At 59.2% G+C, this 17,229-nt stretch carries 13 protein-coding genes and 2 pseudogenes; 10 read left to right on the top strand and 5 right to left on the bottom strand.

Annotation, left to right across the window (positions count from 1 at the left end):
• Positions 1-46: 46 nt before the first annotated feature.
• The 3 genes from MUN79_RS19415 to MUN79_RS19425 all read left to right on the top strand — a co-directional run bounded on the left by MUN79_RS19415 (position 47) and on the right by MUN79_RS19425 (position 3,623).
• Positions 47-469: a hypothetical protein gene (locus MUN79_RS19415; protein WP_244674249.1), complete on the top strand. Its 423-nt coding sequence runs from the start codon at positions 47-49 to the stop codon at positions 467-469.
• 289 nt (positions 470-758) lie between these two features.
• A complete protein-coding gene (locus tag MUN79_RS19420) occupies positions 759-1,283 on the top strand; it encodes a hypothetical protein (protein WP_244674250.1) in 525 nt (174 codons plus the stop codon).
• A 672-nt stretch (positions 1,284-1,955) separates the two neighbouring features.
• Complete coding sequence (locus tag MUN79_RS19425) at positions 1,956-3,623, top strand: CotH kinase family protein (protein WP_244674251.1); 1,668 nt, start codon at positions 1,956-1,958, stop codon at positions 3,621-3,623.
• Between the two features lie 152 nt (positions 3,624-3,775).
• Here MUN79_RS19425 and MUN79_RS19430 read toward each other — a convergent pair whose 3' ends face one another.
• From MUN79_RS19430 to accC, 3 genes are all read right to left on the bottom strand, one after another.
• Entirely contained in the window at positions 3,776-4,612 is an 837-nt protein-coding gene (locus tag MUN79_RS19430) for a sensor histidine kinase (protein ID WP_244674252.1), read from the bottom strand.
• 104 nt (positions 4,613-4,716) lie between these two features.
• On the bottom strand, positions 4,717-5,523 hold the full coding sequence (locus tag MUN79_RS19435; RefSeq protein ID WP_244674253.1) for a hypothetical protein: 807 nt from the start codon (positions 5,521-5,523) through the stop codon (positions 4,717-4,719).
• A 492-nt stretch (positions 5,524-6,015) separates the two neighbouring features.
• Positions 6,016-7,521 carry an acetyl-CoA carboxylase biotin carboxylase subunit gene (gene accC, locus MUN79_RS19440; protein ID WP_244674254.1) on the bottom strand — a complete coding sequence of 502 codons (1,506 nt, stop codon included), beginning with the start codon at positions 7,519-7,521 and terminating at the stop codon, positions 6,016-6,018.
• 376 nt (positions 7,522-7,897) lie between these two features.
• Between accC and MUN79_RS19445 the strand changes: the two genes are divergently transcribed.
• Together MUN79_RS19445 and MUN79_RS31255 are read left to right on the top strand one after the other, a co-directional pair.
• Positions 7,898-9,142, top strand: a complete 1,245-nt coding sequence (locus MUN79_RS19445; protein WP_244674255.1) for an aminotransferase class I/II-fold pyridoxal phosphate-dependent enzyme — start codon at positions 7,898-7,900, stop codon at positions 9,140-9,142.
• Between the two features lie 247 nt (positions 9,143-9,389).
• A pseudogene (locus tag MUN79_RS31255) lies at positions 9,390-9,560 on the top strand (BF3379 family histone-like protein); the annotation flags it as partial.
• Positions 9,561-9,779: 219 nt separating this feature from the next.
• Here the strand turns inward: MUN79_RS31255 and tyrS are convergent.
• Positions 9,780-11,083, bottom strand: a pseudogene (gene tyrS, locus MUN79_RS19455) (tyrosine--tRNA ligase).
• Between the two features lie 179 nt (positions 11,084-11,262).
• On the opposite strand from tyrS, the gene holA reads away from it, so the two are divergent.
• The 5 genes from holA to MUN79_RS19480 all read left to right on the top strand — a co-directional run bounded on the left by holA (position 11,263) and on the right by MUN79_RS19480 (position 16,617).
• Positions 11,263-12,318, top strand: a complete 1,056-nt coding sequence (gene holA, locus MUN79_RS19460; RefSeq protein WP_244674257.1) for a DNA polymerase III subunit delta — start codon at positions 11,263-11,265, stop codon at positions 12,316-12,318.
• A 206-nt stretch (positions 12,319-12,524) separates the two neighbouring features.
• Positions 12,525-14,267, top strand: a complete 1,743-nt coding sequence (gene kaiC / locus MUN79_RS19465) for a circadian clock protein KaiC (protein WP_244674258.1) — start codon at positions 12,525-12,527, stop codon at positions 14,265-14,267.
• A 4-nt stretch (positions 14,268-14,271) separates the two neighbouring features.
• Positions 14,272-14,733, top strand: coding sequence for a circadian clock KaiB family protein (locus MUN79_RS32285; protein ID WP_244674259.1), 462 nt, complete (start codon positions 14,272-14,274; stop codon positions 14,731-14,733).
• Positions 14,697-14,939, top strand: a complete 243-nt coding sequence (locus MUN79_RS19475) for a circadian clock KaiB family protein (protein WP_244674260.1) — start codon at positions 14,697-14,699, stop codon at positions 14,937-14,939. Before MUN79_RS32285 ends, MUN79_RS19475 begins: the two co-directional genes overlap by 37 nt.
• The gene (locus MUN79_RS19480) at positions 14,932-16,617 is read left to right on the top strand and encodes a PAS domain S-box protein (protein ID WP_244674261.1); all 1,686 of its coding nucleotides are present in this window, start codon (positions 14,932-14,934) and stop codon (positions 16,615-16,617) included. Before MUN79_RS19475 ends, MUN79_RS19480 begins: the two co-directional genes overlap by 8 nt.
• An 83-nt stretch (positions 16,618-16,700) precedes the next feature.
• On the opposite strand, the gene MUN79_RS19485 is transcribed toward MUN79_RS19480, so the two are convergent.
• Positions 16,701-17,036 (bottom strand): hypothetical protein, encoded by a 336-nt coding sequence (locus MUN79_RS19485; RefSeq protein ID WP_244674262.1) that lies wholly within the window; start codon positions 17,034-17,036, stop codon positions 16,701-16,703.
• Between the last annotated feature and the right edge of the window lie 193 nt (positions 17,037-17,229).

The following is a 17,229-nucleotide window of genomic DNA, read 5'->3' on the forward strand; positions in this document are numbered from 1 at the left end:
GGTCCTGGGTAGATTCAGCTACCTTTCTGGCTTATATTCTTGCCGTATGCGGTTCACTGTTCAAAAGCCCCCGAGCCCCAAGGGGACGGGGTATGCCATGAAAAGCTCGGTGTTTCAGAATGCCCTGCTTGCCCGCGGCATCGACTGTAATGTGCACCTGGTCTTTTCGCCGGCCAAACCTGATCCGCTGGTCGGCTACAACGTCGTGAATTGTGATTATTGGCTGCCCAATGCCCGGGTAGAGTACGACCGGTTTTACCTGGTCATCGGCTCGGTGCCGGCTCAGGAGGCCAAGGCAGTTAAGCTGGCCATGGAAAACCAGGTTCTACCGGCGCTGCTGGAGTGGATAATCCAGATCAAACGTCTGCCCGAAAATTCAACCTTCTTAACGCGTGGTTTACAGTTTAGGGCCGGCTTTGTCGGAGGCCAGGTTACGCTTCGCCAGTCAGGGGTAAACGGGCCGCTTTAGAAGCCGGAAAACACTAGCCCTTCGGCGCTTTGCCACGCTCAGAGCGGCGGTGGGGCTAGTGCCGGGGAATAGTATTATCCGAATAGGCGGGACAGCCGAACGAAACGGGCCCGTCCGCGTGTTGGGCCGCTAACCGTCGGGCGGATAGCGGCCCGTTGGCGCGGATGTATTCCCTTTTCTGTAAAGCCCCATGCGGATTCCGGTTTCTCTTGGCCCTATAGGGCACCTGCTGCACAGCTCCCTCGTTAAAAGCGCGCTTGGACTTTGGCTTGGTTTGGCCGCGGGGCCCGTGCTGGGGCAAACCCCGCTGAACAGTATCTGCTGGCAGGAGCATGTGCGCCTCAAGCAGCGGGACTTTACGGCTCCCGTGGGCATGCAGGAAACTAGTGAGGAACCATATGTAGCGTCTTCTTTTTCCGAAGTTCGGGTGTCGTCTTTCACCACGGCCGAGCGCCGGGTGGTGTTCGAGGTTACGGTGCGCTTTATCAAGGATAAGTCGTGGTTTGACCAGGGCCAGACCGTGGGCAACTGGACCAGCGTGGTCCGCAACCCGGACCGGCTGCTGGCCCATGAGCAGCTGCACTTCGACATTGCCGAGCTGATTGCGCGCCGGATCCGCAAGGTGCACGCCAGCTACCAGGTCGATAAAATCAATCAGCCCCAGGCTCTGTTGCGCTCGGAAATGCACCTGGCTTTGCTCAAAGCCGAAATCCGCTGCCTCCTGGCCGACCGGCGGGCCCTGGACGACCTCTACGACGAGCAAACCAACCACGGCCTGCTCCCGGAGCCCAGCAGCAGTGGCAGCGGCAGGTAGCGCGCGAACTGGAAGCCCTGCGCGAGTACCGCTCCAAGGAGTGTGACTGCCTCTAAGCGGACCGGAGCCCAGTCAGAGTAGCGCATTCCGACAAGCACAACAGCCGCCCCGGGCATACCGGGGCGGCTGTTCTATGCTGCGGCCCCGGGCGGATTGCCCAGGGCTCCCGAAATTATACTAAGCACCGTTCCGGCCAGTAGTCTGGGTCAGGACTGTCTATTTGCCCATCTATAAGCGGCAAGCTGGACCGGACTGTCAAGCCATAATGCAAAAAGCGGGTAGGATTTAGTATAGTAACAATACGAATTATTGAATAATACGATACCTGGACGAGGTTCGTCGGCAGTTTGTGCGTAAATCGCAGCCCCTTTGTCAGCAGGGGCTTGCGCAAGCAGGCTATTTAGTAGTAGAATTTATTCGCTTGTAGTACCTCCCTTAGCTTATGGGCCGCGTTGCCGGCCTCACCTTGCCCGCGCCGTGCTGGCCTGCTTTCTTTTTGCCGTAGAGCTCGGTGCCTCGCCCGCCAGTCCAGGCGTACCCCAAACCAGGTTGCATCCCCTGCCTTAGTACCTGCAGGGGTTCTTTTTGCTCGTTATTCCGTCTTATTGCCCTTTTGCCAACAGTTTACAAACACACCATGCGTTTACCTTTACCCGGGTTATTCCTGGCACTTTGCCTGCCTGCGCTGCAAGCTTCTGCGGGGATACCCTCACCATTGCGCCTACCTATTATCATATTGATAAGGCCAAAAGTCTGATAGTCGTCAATAAGAACGTAGCAGATATGAATGTGGGCCGCCGTAGCGCCACTAGTCATCTGCTGCTCGATGAGGTGTATAGCTTTGCCCAGGCCCAGACCCAGCTCCAAACCACCGGCTCGTACCAGGTCAGCCGGGCCGGCGCCACCTATTCCGTGTACTTTACCACGCTGCCGGTAGTGCATATCTCCACGAAAAAGCAAATCGTGGACACTCCCAGCGTGTACGCGCAGTTTTCCCTGTCCGAAACCAACGGCACGTATACTGAGTCCAATATCGGCGTGGAAATTCGGGGCGCCTATTCCCAGACCTATCCGAAAAAGTCGTTCGAGCTAAGCTTCTGGGACGATACCACCGGGGCCGTAAGCCGGGATGTAAGCCTGCTACGGATGCGCACCGACAACAAGTGGAACCTGCAGGCCATGTACAATGAGCCCCTGCGCCTGCGCAGCAAAGTAGCCAACGAGGTGTGGCAGGATATGCACCAGGTGTATTACAAGACGGCCGAGCCGGAGGCCAAAAACGGCATTGCCATAACCTACGTCGAGCTTTTCCTCAACGAGGAGTACCGGGGCGTGTACGCCCTCAGCGAACGGATCGACCGCAAGCAGCTGAAGCTGAAAAAGTACAGCAACGGCATCAAAGGAGAGCTCTACAAGGGCAGCGACTGGGGTGGGGCCGTAACGTTTACCAGCCTGCCGCCTTTCGATAATACCAGCGAAACTTGGGGTGGCTTTGAATACAAGCACCCCGAGGAGGAAATTAACTGGACCAACCTCTACAACTTGGTAGACTTCGTCAAGAACAGCTCCGACGAAATCTTCTACCGGGATTACCGCAAGTGGTTCGAGCTCAACAACGCCGTCGATTACTACATCTTTCTGAACCTGACCCGGGCCACGGACAACACGGGCAAAAATATCTACATCGCCAAGTACAAAACCGGGGAGCCGTATTACTACGTGCCCTGGGACCTGGATGGGGTCTTTGGCACCAACTGGCTGGGCCAGACCAGCAACACCACCGACGACATCCTCTCTAACGGTCTCTACGACCGGCTGCTGCAGGATTGCTCGCCGACGGGCTTCCGGGCCACGCTGCGCAAGCGCTGGGCCGAGCTGCGCGCCGGCACCCTAACCCAGGAGCGCATTATGGGCAAGTTTGCCGCGAACCACGCCTACCTTGTCGCCAACAACGTGTACGAGCGGGAAAGTACCACCTGGCCCGGCTTCGGCTTCAGCAGCTCGGACCTGGTGTATACCGACGGCTGGCTCAGAAACCGCCTGAGCTACCTCGATACTGTGTTCAGCCAGCCCTGTTCACCCTTGCTGGCCGCCGCTGCCGCCGGGCCCGCCCGCAGCCTGAAGCTGTATCCCAACCCGGCCCATGACAAGCTCACGCTGGAAAACAGCGGCGCCCCGGCCGAGGTATGGATTCGGGACCTGCAGGGCAGAACCGTGCTGCAGATGCGCCTGCCGGGCGGAGTCAACACGCTCGACGTGGGTCATCTGGCCAAGGGCCTCTACGTGGCCACCATTCTCAGCAACCAAACCCTGAAAACGGAAAAGCTGCTGCTCAACTAAGCCCGGGAGCTAACCTTGCTGCTCTGAACAGAAACAGCCGCCCGAGCGTATCGGGGCGGCTGTTTCTATAATGCACTAGTGGAAAGGGTAGCACCCCATGCTTATTGATTTCGAACATCACAACCACCCGGGGCCGGCTGTGGGGCATTAACTTAAGCTGGGCCCGCTTCGGGCAGGGTCACGGTGAAGGTCGTGCCGACGTTAGGCGTACTGCTAACGTCCAGCGTGCCGCCGCGCTGCTGGATAATGGTTTGAATCATGTGCAGGCCCAGTCCCGCGCCTTCACCCTCGGCCGTCAAACGGGTGAAGGGCTGAAACAGGCGGGCCCGGTCCCGGGGCAGGTCGATGCCGCGCCCGTTGTCGGCCACCGTGAGCACCACTTCCGTGCCCTGCCTACGGGTGTGCACCTGAATCACCGGCGCCCGGTCGACGGCCCGGTACTTGAGGGCGTTGTGCACCAGGTTTTTCACGATGCTTTCCAGGTAGATGCGCGGGTAGAGCGTGCGGGGCGCCGCGTGAAAGTCGGCCGTGAGCCGGCCCTGTTGCTGGTGCAGCAGCTCGGCTACTTCAGCCTGCACCGTGGCGAATACATCGGCAAAAGCCACCACTTCCGTAGCGGGAGCTGCCGCCCCGTGCTGGGCGTGCACTACCTGCAGCAGGCCCTGCACCGTGCCGGTAAGCCGCTCTATTTCCTGATCCAGCAGCGTCAGGACGTGGTCTTTGGTGGGGCCGGGTGCTTCTTCCCGGTACACGTCCAGCAGGCTCCGCAGATTCGTGGCCGGCGCTTTTAAGTCGTGCGCCACAATGTGTACGAAGGAGTCCAGCGAGGTATTGGCCTCGCGCAGGGCCTGGTTGAGGCGTTGGGCCTCGTGCGTGGCGGTGGCCCGCGCCAGCGCCCGGCCCGCGTAGTCGGCCACCAGGTCGAAAAAGGTAAGGTAGGCTTCGTCCAGCGGCCGGCGCGCACTCAGGCCCACGATTAGGATGTTCACCGTGCCCGTACTGGGGCCGACTTGTAGGGGAAGGAGCAGGGCCTGTGTGGGCGGCTCCGGCCACGAGCCGATGGGCCAGGAGTTAAACCGCTCCGCCAGGCTTTCTACCAGCAGCGGCGTGCCCGATTGAATTGCCTCGGCCAGCGGCCAGCCCCGGGCGGTGGTCCGGCCGGAGCCGTAGGCAGCGTAGCCGGGGCGGCCGGCTCGCCGGCCGGCAAGCCGAACCAGGCGCGCAGTTGAGCCTGCGGGGCGTTCGGCTCGTGGGTATAGAGCAGGGCAAAGGGAATGTCGGCCGCGTTGGTGGCCAGTGCTGCAATGATGTGCTGGGCGACTTCGGCGGGCAAAGCCGACAGGGCCGTTTGGGCCGTCAGGTGCTGCAGCAGCGCCAGGCGGCGCTGCTGCAGCACCGCGGTAGTGGTTTCCAGCGTCGTTACGAAGATGCCCCCAACCGTGCCGGCCTCGTCGTAAATCGGGCTGTGGGAGAAGGTGAAGTAGGCCTCCTCCACGAAGCCCCGGCGGTTGGGCAGCACCAGCTTGTTCTCGAAAAACGTGGTTTGCCCCGCAAGCACGGGCTCGAAGATGGAAAGCAGAAACGGCCACATCTCCCGCCACCAGGGCTCGGCAGGCTGACCCAGCGCGCCGGGGTGCTTGCTTTGCATGATGGTAGCGTACCCATCGTTGTAGAAGTGAATCAGCTCCGGGCCCCAGTGCACCATCATGGGAAAGCGGGAGCCCAGCATAATGTTGACGGCTGAGCGCAGGCTTTGCGGCCAGGTGCGTATCGCCCCGAGCTGGGTAGCCGACCAATCCAGGGCCCGGATGCGGGCTCCCATTTCGCCGCCGCTGGGAAACAGGTGAGCTGCTAAAGCTTCATCGGATAGCGCGTCTTCGGCAGCAGGGGAAAGGGACATAGAAGCACTTAGTACCGAATGGGAATGTATAGATACAAAAAGTATGTGGGCTCTGGTAACGTAAAAAAGCTGGAACCGTTCTGTTTCGACGGTGGAGCTACAGCTTCCACAGTAGGGCTGGTTGCGCGTTAAAGCTTGGTCTGAACTCTCGCCAGTGGAAGGTTCTAGGTGCAGGCAGTGCCCCTGCGGCAACAGCAGTAGCTACTGGCTTGATGTCTTTCTTCTTAGTGTATTCTGCTTAGAAGAAAAGATAGCCTTCGTGGTTTTATCAGCGGTGGTAACTAATTAAGCCGCACTAGGTCTGTTGATTGTATCTGTGATATAGTATCTGAATGAATACTGGCATCACAGGCATATAGACCAAGAGAAGCTATAATGCCGAAAAGGCTAAAAGCATACCACACAAAAGAGAAAGCAAAGAGAAGGTTGACGGCCAAGAAAAAAGCCCGACCAATCGGCCGGGCTTTCAAATCTAACAAGGAAACAAGCGCCCTACCGCACGCCCAACCGGTTCCGCTTCCAGCCGGAGCCACTTGCCGTAGCCGGAGCATCACTGGCCGCAGCCGGAGCTTTCTTTTCTGTTATCAGCATGGCTGTGAGTACGGCGGCGAGCTTGGCGGTAGTTTCGTCGGGCTTGGCGTCGAGGTCGGCGGCCGTGAAATGGTCGCGCACGAAGTTCGTGTCGAAGTTGCCGCTGACGAAGGCCGGGTGCCGCAGCACGTAGCTGCCAAAGGGCAAGGTGGTCTGGATGCCGGTAATCTGGTACTCGTCGATGGCGCGCAGCATCCGCTCGATGGCCTCGGTGCGGTCCTTACCGAAGGTGACGAGCTTAGCAATCATCGGGTCGTAGTAAATCGGGATGTCCATGCCTTGCTCGAAGCCGTCGTCGACGCGCACGCCCGGGCCCTGGGGGCGCACGTAGGTTGTGAGCGTCCCGATGTCGGGCAGGAAGTTGTTTTGCGGGTCTTCCGCGTACACGCGCAGCTCCAGGGCGTGGCCGGTAATGGTCAGATCCTCCTGGGTGAAGGGCAGGGGCAGGCCCTGGGCCACGCGGATCTGCTCTTTCACCAAATCAAGGCCGGTTATCTGCTCGGTAACGGGGTGTTCTACCTGCAGGCGGGTGTTCATCTCCAGGAAGTAGAAGTTGCGCTTATCATCCAGCAGAAACTCCACGGTGCCGGCCCCGGTGTAGTTGCAGGCCCGGGCCACATCGACGGCGCAGCGGCCCATTTCGGCCCGCAGCTCGGGCGTGAGCACCGAGGAAGGTGCCTCTTCAATGACTTTCTGGTGGCGGCGCTGAATGGAGCACTCGCGCTCAAAGAGGTGCACGATGTTGCCGTGCTCGTCGCCCAGGACCTGGATTTCAATGTGGCGCGGGCCGGTCACGAACTTCTCAATGAACACCGAGCCGTCGCCAAAGGCCGAGGTGGCCTCATTAATAGCCAGCTGCATCTGCTCCTCAAACTCCTCGGAGTTATTCACGATGCGCATGCCCTTGCCGCCGCCGCCGGCCGAAGCCTTAATCAGAATGGGGAAGCCCACTTCGGAGGCAATGCGCTTGGCTTCTTCCACGTCGCTGATGGCCTCGTCGGTGCCGGGCACCAGCGGAATGTCGTAGGCTTTGACGGCCTGCTTGGCCGAGAGCTTGTCGCCCATGATGTTCATGGCCTCGGGCGAGGGGCCCACGAAAATCAGCCCGGCCTCGGTGACCATGCGGGCAAACTCCGCGTTTTCCGACAAGAAGCCGTAGCCGGGGTGAATGGCGTCGACGCCCAAGCGGCGGCACACATCCAGAATAACGTCGCCGCGCAGGTAGCTTTCCGACGACTGCGGCCCGCCCACGCACACGGCCTCGTCGGCGTAGCGCACGTGCAGGGCATTGCGGTCGGCCTCACTGTAGATGGCCACGGTCTGCAAACCCATTTCCTTGGCGGAGCGCAGTACGCGCAGGGCAATTTCGCCGCGGTTGGCGACTAGCAGCTTCTTGATTTCTTTCATGCGGTGGGAGTGGAGAGAAAGGCGTAGTGAAGAAGTAGAAGAACGTCATGTCGAACATTCTGCGCTTCAGGCAGAGAAGAGGTATTTCGCGTGCGGTCGTTGGTAATGCTGTATTATTACCACTGCACGCGAGATTCCTCGCGAAGCTCGAAATGACGTTCTGTTGGTGATGTTCTGGGAAAGAGCGTCAAAATCAATTCCTGCCCAAAGAAACGCCATTCTGCCTAGTCCGTAAAACGGGCAGGCTATTTTTCGTGGAGTTGGAAGCCTCGCGCGCAGGGGCTACTTTTGCAGATTGCCATAACTTTGTACTTTATCGGATGGTTGAACCCCCAGCCACCCATCTGTTTCCTTTTCACATTTAACCCTTTCCCTCGTGGATCTTTTCGAAAAGATTGCCGCGAACCGCGGCCCACTGGGCAGCCATTCGCACTACGCCCACGGCTATTTTACCTTCCCCAAGCTGGAAGGCGAAATCGAGCCCCGTATGATTTTTCGCGGCAAAGAGGTTCTTACCTGGAGTCTGAATAATTATCTGGGCCTGGCCAACCACCCCGAAGTACGCAAGGCCGACGCTGATGCCGCTGCCCAGTACGGCATGGCTCTGCCCATGGGCGCGCGCATGATGTCGGGCAACTCCAACCTGCATGAGCAGCTGGAAAGTGAGCTGGCCGACTTCGTGCAGAAGCCCGACTGCATGCTGCTAAACTTCGGCTACCAGGGCGTGGTGTCCATTATCGACGCCATGGTGGGCCGCCACGACGTGATTGTGTATGATGCCGAGTCGCACGCCTGCATCATTGACGGGGTGCGCCTGCACGCGGGCAAGCGCTTCGTGTACGTGCACAACGACATGGAGAGCCTGGAGAAACAGTTGGAGCGCGCCAAGCGCATCACCGACGAAACCGGCGGTGGTATTCTGGTCATCACTGAGGGCGTATTCGGCATGTCGGGCAACCAGGGCAACCTGCGCGGCGTGGTGGCCATGAAGGAGAAATACGAGTTCCGTTTGTTCGTCGATGATGCCCACGGCTTCGGCACCATGGGCGCTACGGGCGCCGGAACGGGCGAAGAACAGGGCGTACAGGACGGTATTGACCTTTATTTTTCGACCTTCGCCAAGAGCATGGCCAGCATCGGTGCCTTCGTGGCCGGGCCGGAAAGCGTAATTGAATATTTGCGCTACAACATGCGCAGCCAGATTTTCGCCAAATCCCTGCCTATGCCGCTCGTAGTGGGCGCCATTAAGCGTCTGGAGCTGCTGCGCACCCGGCCCGAGCTGAAAGACAACCTGTGGACCGTAGTACGGGCCCTGCAGAGCGGCTTGCGCGAAAAAGGCTTCAATATCGGCACCACCACCTCGCCCGTAACGCCGGTATTCCTGAACGGCCAAATTCCCGATGCCACGCAAATAACCTTCGATCTGCGTGAGAATCACGGTATTTTCTGCTCAATCGTGGTCTATCCGGTGGTTCCGAAGGGCGTAATCATGCTTCGCCTGATTCCCACGGCGGCTCACTCCCTGAGCGACGTGGATATGACCATCAAGGCATTCGAAGTAGTGGCCGAGAAGCTCGATAAGGGCCTTTATTCCAAAACAGAGGCCGTTCCGGCCAGCTAGGCCAGTTTTCAAAACTGCCTGACAAGGGGCGCTTTTCTACGGGAAAGCGCCCCTTGTTTTTTGCATTATTCCTATGATATTCAATAAGTATTATATTCTGGAAACGGGGTTTGATTTCGACAAAACCTAGCTTCATTAGCTGCTAGGGCCATTTTGAAAAAAAATTACAACTATTGCTTGTATTTGAAATCCCAGTATATTAGGGCCGTTCAATAACATCAAACCCACACCAATCAACCTTTTTCCCATGAGCAATTATAGCCAACTGAAAGACCTCGTACTCTCCCTGGAATCGGACTTCGAGAAGTTCTACGACAAGCAGAACTCGGCCGCCGGTACCCGGGTGCGCAAGGGTATGCAGGAGCTGAAGAACCTGGCCCAGACCATCCGCACGGAAGTGCAGAACGCCAAGAACAGCGCCGCTGGTGACGCTGGTGCTGCTGCTGGTGCTGCCAAGGCTGCTCCCGCCAAGAAAGCTGCTGCTCCGGCCGCCGCTAAGAAAGCTGCTCCTGCCAAGAAGAAGTAGTTCTGCGTTTGACCAGTTTGCCAGCTCTTGTTGCTGGTTGATGAGTCAACAAAAAGGCCCCGCCATGCTGGCGGGGCCTTTTTGCTTAAGGGCTGAACCGGAGGGAACGGGTTATACCAATTCCACGAGGAAGTATTCCTTCTTACCTTTTTTTACCACCAGGTATTTCTCGTGCAGCAAAGCTAAGTCGGCCACCAGTGTTTCGGGTGAGGTCAACTTGGTGCCGTTCACGCTTAGGCCATTGGACTGCACCAGCTTGCGGACTTCGCCCCGCGAGGACAGAATCTGCTTATCGGTAGCGTCGCTGAGCAGCACGGCTACGTTCAGGTCGGCAGTGGCCGTGCGGGGAACCTGTAGATGGGGCAAGCCGGCAAAGGCATCACGCAGGGTTTGCTCGCTCAGGGTCGAGAGGTCCCCGCCCTTGCCGAACAATACTTCGGAGGCGGCTACAGCCGCTTCGTAGGCCGCCTCCGAGTGCACCCGGATGGTTACGTCCTTGGCCAAAGCCTTCTGCAGGGTTTTCAGGCCGGGGTTTTGGGCGTGCTCGGCCTCAATGGCCTTAATTTCTTCTTCCGTCAGCAGCGTAAACACCCGAATCAGGCGGGGGCATCTACGTCTTCAGCCCGCAGGAAGAACTGGTAGAACTGGTAAGGCGAGGTCATCGTCGGATCGAGCCACACGGTGCCAGTTTCGCTCTTGCCGTACTTGGTGCCGTCGGCCTTGGTAATGAGCTGGCCGGTTAGGGCGTAGGCTTTGCCCTCGCCGCCGCTCATGCGCCGGATCAGCTCGGTGCCGGTGGTAATGTTGCCCCACTGGTCACTGGCGCCCATTTGCAGGGTCGTACCCAGCTCTTTGTAGAGGTGGAAGAAGTCGTAGCCCTGCAGCAGCTGGTAGCTGAACTCGGTGTAGCTCAGGCCCTCGGCGCCGGAGTCCTCGTTGCCGCTGATGCGGCGCTTCACCGAGTCCTTAGCCATCATGTAGTTTACCGTCAGGTGCTTGCCCACTTCGCGCAGGAAGCCCAGGAAGCCGAAGTCCTTAAACCAGTCGTAGTTGTTGACCACTTTGGCGCCGGTGGGCGAGTCGTCGAATACCAGGAACTTCTCCAGTTGGGCCTGAATTCCGGCCTGATTGCGGCGCAGGGCCTCTTCGTCGAGCAGGTTGCGCTCGGCCGACTTGCCGCTAGGGTCGCCAATCATGCCAGTGGCGCCGCCTACCAGGGCCAGGGGGCGGTGGCCGGCGCGCTGCAGGTGTACCAGCAGCATGATGGTAGCCAGGTTGCCGATGTGCAAAGACGAGGCCGTGGGGTCGAAGCCGATGTAACCGGTGATGGGCGCGTTCTGGCGCAAATGCTCATCGGTGCCGGGCATCATGTCGTGAAACATCCCGCGCCAGCGGAGCTCTTCAAGTAAGTCCAAGGGTGAAATAGTGAAATGGTGAATTGGTGAGTTTTTCGGGCCAATAGGGTCAGGCAGCAGCCCGGCTCACCATACGTAAGGCTGCAAAGGTAAAAGTACGGTGGTACATTTGCGCGCAGAAAAAGAGTGGCCACCTCCCCGGCAACTCACCCTTTCACCATTTCACTATCTCCCCGCCTGTGCCCAACCTTTCGGCCGACGAAATTCTGCAGCAGCTGCGCCAGCGGCAATACGCGCCCGTGTACTTCCTGCAAGGGGAGGAGCCCTACTACGTGGACCATATTGCCGATATCCTGGAAAAATACGTGCTGCCCGAGCACGACCGGGGCTTCAACCAGGTGGTGCTCTACGGCAAGGATACCGACGTGGCCACCATTCTGGGCCAGGCCCGGCGCTTTCCGATGATGGCCGAACGCTCGGTTGTGATTGTGAAGGAAGCCCAGGCCGTGGCCGATCTGGAATCGGACAAGACGTTTCCGTTTCTGGAAGCCTACCTGAAAAACCCGCTCAGCACTACCGTGCTCGTGTTTTGCTACAAGCACAAAACCCTGGATGCTCGTAAGAAGCTGGGCAAGCTGCTTTCCGAAAAGGCGGTGGTAATGACCAGCAAGAAAATCTACGACAACCAGGTGCCGGCCTGGATTACGAGCTACGTGCGCGGCAAAAAGCAGCAGATAACCGGGCAGGCCACGGCTATGCTGGCCGAGTACATCGGCACCGAGCTGGGCCGGCTGACCAACGAAATCGACAAGCTGCTACTCAACGTGAAGCCCAACCAGGGCATCGACGAGGAGCTGGTGCAGCGCATGGTGGGCATCAGCAAGGACTACAACATCTTTGAGCTGCAGAAGGCCCTGGTGCAGCGCGACGTGCTTAAGGCCAACCGCATCCTGGGCTACTTCGAGGCCAACCCCAAGGCCAACCCGCTGATTCCGAACCTGACCCTGCTCTTCGGCTTCTTTACCAAGCTGCTGGTGCTGCACCAGCGCGGCAACCCCAGTGACGCCGACTTTAAGAAGCTGGGCATCATGAACAGCTTCGCCCAGAAAGAATACAGCCAGGCCCTGCGCGTGTACGACTTCGGCCGCACCCGCGACATTATCCACCTGCTGCGCCGGGCCGATTTGCAGAGCAAGGGCGTGGAAAGCGGCTCGATGAGCGACGGGGAGATTCTGCGGGAGCTGGTGTTTCTGATTTTACACCCCGTGCCGCTGAGCGCCGTGACGGGCGGCTAAGTTGCCTAATGATGCAGGCCGGGTGGGGTAAGGAGTTGGCAGGCTATAGGTTATCTTAAATTGATTTTATACGTTGAGCTTAATACGAGGCGCCATAAACGGCCTGTAAAGCTCATCGGTAGGGTTTTCGGGCTACTCCGAACCCACTCAGACGGCAGAAAGCCGTACCTTGGGCCAAGCATTTCTTATGCTGAAATACTCCATGCATGTTAGATAATCTCACTTCTCCTTCCTCCCAGGCCTCTGAATTGCCCAAGCTGCCCAAAGCCCCTTCGGGTATCGACGGCCTGGATGAAATAACGGAGGGAGGCCTGCCCCTGGGGCGCCCCACGCTTATTTGTGGTAGTGCCGGCTGCGGCAAAACCCTGATGGGCATTGAGTTCCTGGTGCGCGGCATTCAGGACTACAACGAGCCCGGGGTGCTGATGACCTTTGAAGAATCGGCGGCCGAGCTGGCCGCCAACGTTACCTCCCTGGGCTTCGATTTGCCCCGGCTGCAGGCCGAGAAAAAGCTGCGCCTCGACCAGGTGCACGTCGACCGATCCGAAATTGAGGAAACCGGCGAGTACGATCTGGAAGGCCTCTTTATCCGCCTGGGCCACGCCATCGACTCCATCGGGGCCAAGCGCGTGGTGCTCGACACCATTGAGGCTCTGTTTTCGGGCTTTCCCAACCAGGGCGTGCTGCGCTCCGAAATCCGCCGCCTGTTTCGCTGGCTTAAGGATAAGGGCGTAACGACTATCATTACTGCCGAGCGGGGCGAGGGCACGCTCACCCGCCAGGGGTTGGAGGAGTACGTGTCGGACTGCGTGATTCTGCTCGACAACCGCGTCATTGACCAGATTACCACCCGCCGCCTGCGCATTGTGAAGTACCGCGGCAGCACCCACGGCACCAACGAATACCCCTACCTGATTACCGAGGAAGGCATTTCGGTATTGCCCGTTACCTCCCTGCAGCTCAACCACGAAGTATCGGACCACATTGTGTCTTCGGGCATTCCGGCCCTGGATGAGATGTTCGGCCGCCGCGGCTTCTACCAGGGCAGCAGCGTGCTGATTACGGGCACGGCCGGCACGGCCAAAACTACTCTGGCCGCCACGTTTGCCGCCGAAATTTGCCGCAACGAGGGCCGCTGCCTGTTTCTGGCCTTCGAGGAGTCGCCCCAGCAGCTGGTGCGCAACATGCAGTCCGTCAGCATTAATCTGGCGCCGTACGTGGCCAATGGCCGGCTCCGGATTGAGGCCACCCGGCCCACGCTCAACGGCCTGGAGCGGCATTTGGTGAGCATTCACAAGGTTATCAAGGACTTCAAGCCCACGGCGGTCGTTATCGACCCGATCAGCAACCTGATATCGGTCGGCAACCTGAGTGAGGTGAAAAGCATGCTCATTCGCCTGATTGACTTTTTGAAAGTCAACAACATTACGGCCCTGTTTACGTCTCTGGTCAGCGGCCGCAACATCCAGCAGGAAATGACCGAGGAAGGCGTTTCATCCCTGGTCGACACCTGGATCAGCGTGCGCGACCTGGAAGGCGTGGGCGAAAGAAACCGGGGCATCAGCATCCTGAAGTCGCGCGGGATGAGCCACTCCAACAAGGTGCGCGAGTTTCTGGTAACGGGCAAAGGCATTCAACTGCTCGACGTGGTCATCGGCCCCTCGGGCATCGTGACCGGGGCCGGCCGCCTGACCCAGCAGCTGCAGGAGCAGGCCCAGCTGATGGCTGCCCAGCAGGAGGCCGAGCGCAAGGACCGCGAATTGGAGCGCCGCCGCCGCGTGCTCGAGGCCACCATTGGCAACCTGCGCACCGAGTTTGAGTCGGTAGAGGAGGAGCTGCGCCAGATCAACAGTGAGGAATTGGCCCGGCAGCAGGCCCTGGCCCACGGCAAGGCCCAGTTCTCGGAGACTATCCCCTTCCAGGAGGGTTCTCAACCCCAACAGTCATAAGGCCATGATGGATACCACCACCGCCAATCCGGCATCTGCCATGGACGAGGAATACTGGGAGCTGCGCCTGTACGTGGCCGGTCAAACTCCCAAATCGATACTGGCCCTGGCCAACCTGAAAAAATACTGTGAGCAGTATTTGAAAGGCCGCTACGCCATTGAAGTAATCGACCTGCTCAAGGACCCGCAGCTAGCCGAGGGCGACCAGATTCTGGCCATCCCGACGCTGGTGCGCAAGGTGCCCGAGCCTATCCGCAAGATTATCGGCGACTTGTCGAACGAGGAACGCGTGCTGGTGGGACTGGATATCCGCCCCTGGGCAGCAAAAGCCAGCACTAGATGGAAGCAGAAGAACGGTCGGAACCGGCCGGCGCCGAATATGTGCTTCACCTCTACATTACGGGGGCCACGCCCAACTCGACCCGGGCCGTGCGCAACATCAAGGACATCTGCGAACAGTACCTGAAGGGCCGCTACGAGCTGCTCATCGTGGACATCTACCAGCAGCCTGAGCTGGCGCAGCGCGAGCAGCTCATTGGGGCTCCTACGCTGATTAAGCGCAGCCCGGGCCTGGTGCGCCGCCTCGTGGGCGACCTGTCGGACCGGCCGCGCGTGCTCAAGGCGCTGGGGATTATTTCTCCGTTAGAGAACTCGGGCGCGGGTGATGCGTGAGCTACCGGGAAAAAGCGCGGCCGAGCTGGCCCGCGAGAATGAGGAGCTGCGCTACCGCCTCGAAGAAGCCGAAGAGCTGATTGAGGCCGTGCGCACCGGTGCCGTCGATGCCCTGGCTATTCAGGGCGCCGAGGGCCCCCGCATTTTCACCCTGGAAGGCGCCGACCACGGCTACCGTACCCTGATTGAGCAGATGAACGAAGGGGCCATGCTGCTCAGCGAGGATGGCACCATTCTCTACGGCAACGCCTGCCTGGCCGGCTGGCTGGGCCGGGCCCTGGAAGAGGTTATCGGCGGCGAGTTCAACACCTTTATTCCCCTGGATTTTCAGGGCTACTGGCAGGCGCTGCTCCAGAAAAGCTGGGCCGAGGGCAAGGGCAAGGGCGAACTGCCGCTGCGCAGCCAGGACGGCTCCTTGCGGCCCCTGTCGCTGTCGATGAACGTGCTGTCGTTTCACGAAACCCCAGTGCTGGCCGTCATTACCACCGACTTGTCGGCCCAGGAGAAAATCCGGGTGATTCAGGCCCGGGTAATCGAGCAGAATGCCGTGATTGCCCGCAAAAACGAGGAGCTGACCCGGCAGCAGCAGGCCCGCCAGGCCATCGAGCGGGTGGCGGCCGAGGCCAGCCGGATGCTGGAGGGCATTCCGCAGATTGCCTGGACCACCGACGCCCACGGCGTGACGACCTACCTCAACCACCGCTGGTTTGACTTCACCGGGCCCGGCAACCGGGTGGAGCTGGGCAACCAGTGGCAGGAGTATATTTTCCCCGACGATGCCGCGGCCAGCAACGCCCGCTGGGCCGAGTGTCTGCGCACCGGGGAAGCCTTCGAAATAGAGTACCGCTTCCGCAACCAGGCCGGCGAGTACCGCTGGATGCTGGGCCGGGCCTTGCCCTCGCGCGACGAGCAGGGCGATATTGTGCAATGGATTGGCACCTTTACCGACATTCACGAGCACAAGCTGGCCCTGGAGCGCATCGACCAGGCCCAGCGGGAGCTACAGGTCAACAACGAGCAGCTGACCCGGGCCAACGTGGATCTGGACAACTTCATCTACACCGCCTCCCACGATTTGAAGGCCCCCATCAGCAACATTGAGGGCCTGCTACAGGCCCTGCTGCTGGAGCTGCCCGCCCAAACGGGCGTCGGGGCCGATGAGGTTTCCTTGATTATGAAGATGATGCAGGACTCGGTGGACCGCTTCAAGCGCACCATCGAGCACCTGACCGAGGTGACCAAGCTGCAGAAAGAGCACGGGGCCACGGCCGCCACCGTGGATCTGGACCGGCTGGCCCACGAGGTGCGCCTGGATCTGATGCCCCTGATTGAGGCGGCCGGCGCCACCATAAGCATTGCCGTGGGTACCTGCCCCACGATTTCCTTTTCGGAGAAAAATCTGCGCAGCGTACTTTATAACCTGCTCAGCAACGCCCTAAAGTACCGCAGCCCCGACCGGCCGGCCCACGTGCTGGTGAGCTGCCGGGTGGAGGCCGACTACGCCGTGCTGCGGGTGCAGGACAACGGCCTGGGCCTGAACCTGGACCACGACGGCCGCAAGCTGTTTGCTATGTTTCAGCGCCTGCACGACCACGTCGAAGGCTCCGGCATCGGCCTCTACATGGTCAAAAAAATCGTGGAAAATGCCGGGGGCGCATTGAAGTCGAAAGCCAGGTAGGAGTGGGGTCCACGTTCAGCGTGTACTTCCGGCGGTAGCACCATCCTTGGTTCTAGAGTAGGCCAAGCAGAGAATGGCATAGATCACTGCCATAACGTTTTCTCCTTCGTTTTGTAAAGGAGTAGTCCCTGCTCGGGAAATCCGTCAATAAGTTTGACGTAGATGCTGTCCCCCTTCTTTACCTGATTTTTAATGTTTGAAGTGCTAATCTCTTCTATATGTTTTTTGCCATGATGGGTATAGGAAAATTTTAGGTTTACCTCTTTGCCCTCACGCCAGCTATCTATAATATAGGCTCTTTCATATACCCCGCCATATTCAATATTATGTTCTTGGGTACACTTTTTCATCGTCACAACTAGCACGAGGCTGGAAAGCACGATGAGGATAATTCTGAAAGCATGGTCGCTGATTTTCATGGTCGCTAATGAATCGTCTACCTGTCCGAATGGCTTCGCTGGCGAAGGAGAGCAACTGCTGCTACGGTCGTGCGGGACTAGTAAGAAAGAAAAGTGAAAGCCGCAAGGTAGGACCGAGCCTTACGTACACCAAACCGGCCCGTTGCGGCGTTACCAGAGTCTAAAAGGCCGAAACTGCGCAACCCATTGCCTT

The sequence above is a fragment of the Hymenobacter cellulosilyticus genome, assembly GCF_022919215.1.
GTDB lineage: Bacteria > Bacteroidota > Bacteroidia > Cytophagales > Hymenobacteraceae > Hymenobacter > Hymenobacter cellulosilyticus.